Source organism: Methanobrevibacter sp. (genome assembly GCF_045116495.1).
Taxonomy (GTDB): domain Archaea; phylum Methanobacteriota; class Methanobacteria; order Methanobacteriales; family Methanobacteriaceae; genus Methanocatella.
Genome location: NZ_JBGULU010000128.1, coordinates 1 through 3,730, shown reverse-complemented (window position 1 = coordinate 3,730; position 3,730 = coordinate 1). Strand labels below are relative to the sequence as shown.

Below are 3,730 nucleotides of genomic sequence, written 5' to 3'. Positions count from 1 at the left end.
ACGATCATATTAACAACGTGAGTTATTTCATCCTGTTCGAAATTGCAATCCCCAAGATCAATACAGTTCTGAGATTCAGGATACATTTCAACCTCAGACATTTGCCTATAGACTCTAATGTAGTCTGTTGTTTGGTTTTCCTTTAGATTAACGATTGACAATAGCCTTAGGTCATGGCCTTCAACAGGATTGCACAGCCCGTCACTGTCAATGTAGATTCTTGTATTTGGAACAATATCTTCAGGCACCGGCCGTTTAAGTTTCAATCTAAAGACATCACCTAACACGGCCACAGTAACTAATGTAAGTCCGGATGACTTGACCTGGACTTTACCTAAAAGATAACCGAAGGCCAATTCACCTGCCTGCGCTTTCCTAACTATTGTGTGCTCCATTGTTGAGGCTTTGTCTAATGTTACCATATCACCGACTGCACATTGATTGGAACAAATCCAAGCCGTATGTTCATCATTAACATATGTACGCTCGCCTTCATCAAGTAAACAAGCAATAACGTCCATCTTCTCTGAATGTTCAAGGCCTGTTGGATATCCACGGCCGTGAGCAATAGTAGCTGCATCATCATAATCAATAATCATTTTAATAGCTCCAATCTATTTTCTTTATAATTCAACCACTGATGAATATAATAATCACTGCACTGTTCCAGAATTATATCCTCAGCATAATCAATTAAATCCCGTAACACCGCCGTTTCATTACTTCTTGTTGCCAAATCCGTTTTAAGTTTTGATATTTGTTTTTCCATTAGAACACCCAATCCCAATTATGATTAATTATTTTATCTGGAATGTGAAGTCCAGTATCGTCCATGTCACTATCATTAGCATCCCACATTAACGTTGCGCCTTTGTAGGCCTTAGTATATTCATGACTTCCTTTATATAAGCGAATGCCCGTTTTATCTCTTTTTGTTACTGTTACTGTTGGAATGCCATTGGCTGCAAATAATGGAGATGGAAATATGATAAGCCATTTTAGATCAACATAGTTGTAGTCTTCAAGTTGACTTGTTGCATACCATTCCGGAGAGATCTGCACTTCAGCATAATTGTTTTGATATATTTTTGTTGGATTGTTTCTAAGGAATCCTTCAAGATAATCTGATGTATTTGATGTTCCCGTTCCTACACGGCCATGTATATGGTATTGTTTCCAGTTTCCCTCACTATCACTTCCAGAAGCATAGGCATCAAAGGAACTGGCCATTACTAAAGTTTCCGCTCCGTTAAACATACAATATGATTTTTCATTACCTGCGAATGTTAGGAGGGTAGACTTCAAATCTTCCTGGTACATTGTGAGATTAAAGTCTGATTGCATCATGACACTTCCACTTGTTGTACCATGATATGTTGCATTATCATTAACACTAACATTACCGGCAATTCTTTTGAATCGTGCAATGGTAACACGGCCGTTACTTAAACTCCCGCCTGAAGCAACATTAGTGATTAAATCAGTTGGAGATGTCCCATCAAGGTTGGGAACAAATCTAGCTCTTAAAAAATGACCTCCATCTGTTGAATCATTATTTGATGATAAACCTGAGTAATTCATGAAAAAGTTTGAGTATGTATCAGAGTTTGCATCAAACATTATCACATCCCCACCAGTCGATAATGTGCTGCTGAAAGTTGTTCCTGTATCATAGACATCCAGCAATAGCTTTGTGGTTTGTGAGATCTGGCCAACAGGAACTCTTGCAAGTATAGCTGCAGGTTGTGATCCATAAGCTGGAATGTATAATACTTGACATTCAGTACCATTGGAAGTTTTGATTTTCAGGTTTTTCAAATCACTTCTGAAATAATTGGAGTAAGAACTGCTGGCTAAATTATCCAAGAATATATAATCGTAGCTGGATGAATAGCTACCGCTCCGTTGATAGTAATTACTCATGACAATATTGATTTGTAATTTCTTCTGCAATGTCATGATTTAATTTTTATTATTTGATTTATATAAAATATATAATAAACAAGGTAATAATTGACATTAACATTAACGATTCAATATTCGGATTTTGTTTTCCCCCGCACTTTGATATATATGCAAGGGTTGAGAACAAGTCCAACATTAACAACCACGGCCGTTAATATAAGAACTGCACCATATAATTAAAACAAGAAACTTACTTTTGATTTAATTGACATTAACGTTAACATTAACGATAGCAAAAATGAAATCGACATTAACATTAACGATTGCGAATTTAAAAAGTGTTTTCCCCTTGCACTGCGATATATATGCAAGGTTTGAGATTAAAACAAGATTAACAGTGCTTGCCGTTAATGTAATACACACACCATAAAATTAAAAATAAAAAGTAGCTATTGATTATAATGACATTAACATTAAGGATTCAATAGCTGAAATAACATTATCAATCTAAATTTTTTCATCATAAGATTGTTTAAATAATTTATCAAAGTAGTAAAAATCATTTTCAGAGGTGATTTTAAATTCATAATCACCAACACCATGATGACCAACATTGGCAACATTTCTAATCCTATTATCAGGATCATTTAGTTCTGTTTCTTTTAAATTAATCCAAGCTTTAATAGACTTAGATAAGACAGATACTGAAGCAACTATCTTATTATTGACTTTGAAAACAAAATAATATTTTACATGATTGATTTCAACATCATCATAATTTGATAATACAAACTCTTTTAATTCATAATATAATGATTTTATATCATCTGGTTTTCCGGATAATGTATCCTCTTCCGTGTACTTTTTAATTTCTCTATTTACTTTCTGTTTTGTATTATCTGAATTTGTAATTTGTTTTATTGAAGCAGTGTTGTTAGTATTATTGACTTTATCATATAATACTGTTCCATTGGAATATTTAACAACTTTCCATAACTCAAAAGCTATATCAGAAAACTCAACAGACTTCAATTGATAAGTAGTATAACTTGGAGAGATAAACATCACACTAGTTTGTGAAAAATCAAACTCGTCTTTTGATAATGAAGTGTTAAATACAAGATTATATTTTAAAACGAATTCAGCTTTGTTATTTAACAGGAGAGACAAATAACTATACCCCTGATCAATAACGCTATAATTTTTAATATTCTTATATTCAATTATGACAAAAGATTTGGTTTCTTCATTGAATGCTAATGTATCAATTCTTAAATTATCAACTTGAAACTCAGTAGCCACAAATTTTAAACCAAATAATTCTTCCAAGTTTTTCTCCGTTAAAGTTTGCAATTCTCTTTCATTTTTAAATTTAACCTGTTTAATAGGAGTTAATTTTTCATTATCAATATTATAGATTGGCATGACCCTCACCGAAAATATAATATGTATTTTATTTTTAAGAGTATATAAAATATGATTAACTTAACATTAACGACTGCCATTTGTTAATAGAAACTTGCTTTTGAAATGTAGTTAATGTATATGCACAGTTGAAATGTAAATTGTTTTTTAATACCCTTGCCGTTAATGTAATACACATATGATTATATTGTATGCAATACATTTTGATTTAATTTAATTGACAGTAACATCAAGTATTTGATAGGTTGAAGTTGTTGCGAAAAATAGTCATGGTGAAATATTGGTTTTGGATCAAGCCACCTGCCATACCCATGTTATAAGCGAGCCAATTCGCCCCACCATAACCACGCCGACCCGAGGCCGACCGAAAGGAGGCCGAAGTGGGAGGCGTGGTATAGGT

The 3,730-nt window shown here is 33.2% G+C and carries 4 protein-coding genes; all 4 read right to left on the bottom strand.

What is annotated here, in order from left to right:
• A partial coding sequence (locus ACJMLH_RS06875; protein ID WP_405276070.1) for a hypothetical protein occupies positions 1-599 on the bottom strand: 599 nt, incomplete at its 3' end.
• Positions 596-769, bottom strand: a complete 174-nt coding sequence (locus ACJMLH_RS06870; RefSeq protein WP_405276068.1) for a hypothetical protein — start codon at positions 767-769, stop codon at positions 596-598. The genes ACJMLH_RS06870 and ACJMLH_RS06875, both read right to left, overlap by 4 nt.
• Complete coding sequence (locus ACJMLH_RS06865; RefSeq protein WP_405276066.1) at positions 769-1,959, bottom strand: hypothetical protein; 1,191 nt, start codon at positions 1,957-1,959, stop codon at positions 769-771. The genes ACJMLH_RS06870 and ACJMLH_RS06865 overlap by 1 nt, the downstream gene beginning before the upstream one ends.
• Positions 1,960-2,412: 453 nt before the next feature.
• Complete coding sequence (locus ACJMLH_RS06860) at positions 2,413-3,330, bottom strand: DUF5655 domain-containing protein (protein ID WP_405276064.1); 918 nt, start codon at positions 3,328-3,330, stop codon at positions 2,413-2,415.
• Positions 3,331-3,730: the final 400 nt, after the last annotated feature.

Bases quoted from the DNA above. Each gene is read 5' to 3' on its own strand.
- ACJMLH_RS06870 (WP_405276068.1), bottom strand. From the start codon at position 769: ATGGAAAAACAAATATCAAAACTTAAAACGGATTTGGCAACAAGAAGT.
- ACJMLH_RS06865 (WP_405276066.1), bottom strand. From the start codon at position 1,959: ATGACATTGCAGAAGAAATTACAAATCAATATTGTCATGAGTAATTAC.
- ACJMLH_RS06860 (WP_405276064.1), bottom strand. From the start codon at position 3,330: ATGCCAATCTATAATATTGATAATGAAAAATTAACTCCTATTAAACAG.